The organism is Ignavibacteria bacterium (assembly GCA_016873845.1).
GTDB lineage: Bacteria > Bacteroidota > Ignavibacteria > Ch128b > Ch128b > JAHJVF01.
This window is the reverse complement of record VGVX01000148.1, coordinates 1-2063: the sequence shown is the minus strand read 5'-3', so window position 1 is coordinate 2063 and position 2063 is coordinate 1. Positions and strand designations below refer to the sequence as shown.

2 protein-coding genes are annotated in these 2063 nt (G+C 34.4%); both read left to right on the top strand.

The genetic code is table 11. The features are described 5' to 3' along the window. The first annotated feature begins 143 nt into the window (after nt 1-143). Nucleotides 144-1130 carry an integron integrase gene (locus FJ213_13410; GenBank protein MBM4177150.1) on the top strand — a complete coding sequence of 329 codons (987 nt, stop codon included), beginning with the start codon at nt 144-146 and terminating at the stop codon, nt 1128-1130. Nucleotides 1131-1300: 170 nt separating this feature from the next. Beyond that, nucleotides 1301-1927 (top strand): hypothetical protein, encoded by a 627-nt coding sequence (locus FJ213_13405; protein ID MBM4177149.1) that lies wholly within the window; start codon nt 1301-1303, stop codon nt 1925-1927. Nucleotides 1928-2063: the final 136 nt, after the last annotated feature.

Here is a 2063-nt window from a genome sequence, read left to right as displayed (position 1 = left end):
ATTTACCCGCCGAAGCTTCAGTGTAGGCGGGTTTATCCTCTGCATGCGAACTTTCCAACTTTATGAACTTTAGAAACTTTTTACTACTTCGCTATTGACAAAAGAAAGTCCGTTTGCTAAAATGCGGCTGGGAGAATTAAAGAATGAACTTAATTCAATCATACGGGCAGAAACCAAATCCGTTAGCTAACGGACTCGAGGAAGTAAGAAGAACACTTCGTGCAAACCACTACAGTCCAAAGACCGAAGAAAGTTATTTAAACTGGATAAAGAGATTTATTCTATTTCACAATAAGAAGCATCCAAATGAAATGGAAAAAACTGAAATTAGTGAGTTTCTAAATCATCTTGCTGTTGAGAAGCATGTTTCTTCCTCCACTCAAAATCAAGCATTGCAAGGGATATTATATTTATATAAAAATGTTTTGAAAAAGGAAATTGGATGGATTGAAGATATTAAACGTGTCTCAAAAATTAAACATTTGCCGGTTGTATTTTCAAAAAGAGAAACCGACAAAATATTTGAATACCTGAAAGGTGTGCCTAAATTAATTGTTTCACTTCTCTATGGTGGTGGTTTGAGACTTTCGGAAGCATTACGACTTCGTATAAAAGATATTGATTTTGATTACAAGCAAATAATAGTTCGAGATGGTAAAGGAGAAAAAGACAGGCATACTATTTTACCAACTTCAATCGTTCCTGAATTAAAAAATCATTTGAATAAAGTGTACAAGCAGCACAAGGAAGACTTACAAACGAACAGAGGGGAAACTATATTGCCCTATGCATTGAAATCTAAATATCCAAACGCTGGAAAAGAATTCGGCTGGCAATATGCGTTTCCGGCAGATAAATTTATAAAACATAAGGAGAGCAAATTAATCACACGCTGGCATATTCATGAAAGCACAATTCAAAGAGCAGTTAAAGAGGCGATTAGAAAAGCTGGTGTAACAAAACCGGGAAGCCCTCATACATTTCGTCACTCCTTTGCTACTCATTTGTTAGAAAATGGTTATGACATTAGAACTATTCAAGAACTCTTAGGACACAATTCAATTAAGACTACGATGATTTACACACATGTTCTTAATAGAGGGCTTGGTGTCAGGAGTCCGTTAGACTGAATAACAGAAGGAATATAGATATGCAGACCCTATTTTTAAATATTGAGATTTTAGAACAAATTGTACAAAATTGGAACATAGATATGCAGGCACGTGCATATCTATGTTCTTTAAACAATATCTACGTGCAGTATAAGTAATAGTTATATGCTAAAAATAGGACTAATTAAATGAAGAAAATTATAATTGTTTTACTACCGTTTGTTTTAATTTCTTGTGCTTCCTTTAATCCTGGTACAATAGAATATCGGTCAGCAATTACTTCACCGGGCAGTAAGCAAATTGACAGTGTCTATACTTTTGTGAAAGAGTATAATAATCAAGAAGCAAAATTAATTTTTGATACGGATTTCCGATATTATGATTTTGAGCCAATTTATATAAGTGTTTTTAACCGTTCAAATTCAACAATCTTAGTAGATCCTCTTAATGTGGAGAATCGCGTTAATATTGATGAGGTTTACAAAAAAACTAAAAGTGCACCGTTTGGATATTTCATTGGTTGGTCAATTCCGTGGGGAATTAATATGTTAGCTGGTTTACATTTTTTTTATGGTATCGCCTGGCCTGTTTTTGGAGTGGCAGCAATGGCAAAGACTAGCGGAGCTAATAGAAAAAGAGAGGATTATTATAATAGTGTTACACTTAAAAAAACAGAATTGCTCAGTGGGCAAGAAATCAATGGAGTGGTATTTATTGAAAATGATAGTAGCAAAACAATAAAACTAAATTTGATAAAAAATGATAGTATCAAAATAATTTTTCTATTTGATAAAATGAATAAAAAATCTAATTAATAGTAAGTCGCATATAACCAGCCAATCAACCCGCCCGCGTTTTCGCACTCGGCATTTGTGAAATTATTGGCTTTGTAAAGTTAAGCTGCATAGCCGTCCATCGGCTGACGGATGGGCGGCGGCAAGTCAAAGCCAG

What these genes read in the sequence shown, in the direction of transcription:
- FJ213_13410 (MBM4177150.1), top strand. Translation starts at nt 144, where the DNA reads ATGAACTTAATTCAATCATACGGGCAGAAACCAAATCCGTTAGCTAAC.
- FJ213_13405 (MBM4177149.1), top strand. Translation starts at nt 1,301, where the DNA reads ATGAAGAAAATTATAATTGTTTTACTACCGTTTGTTTTAATTTCTTGT.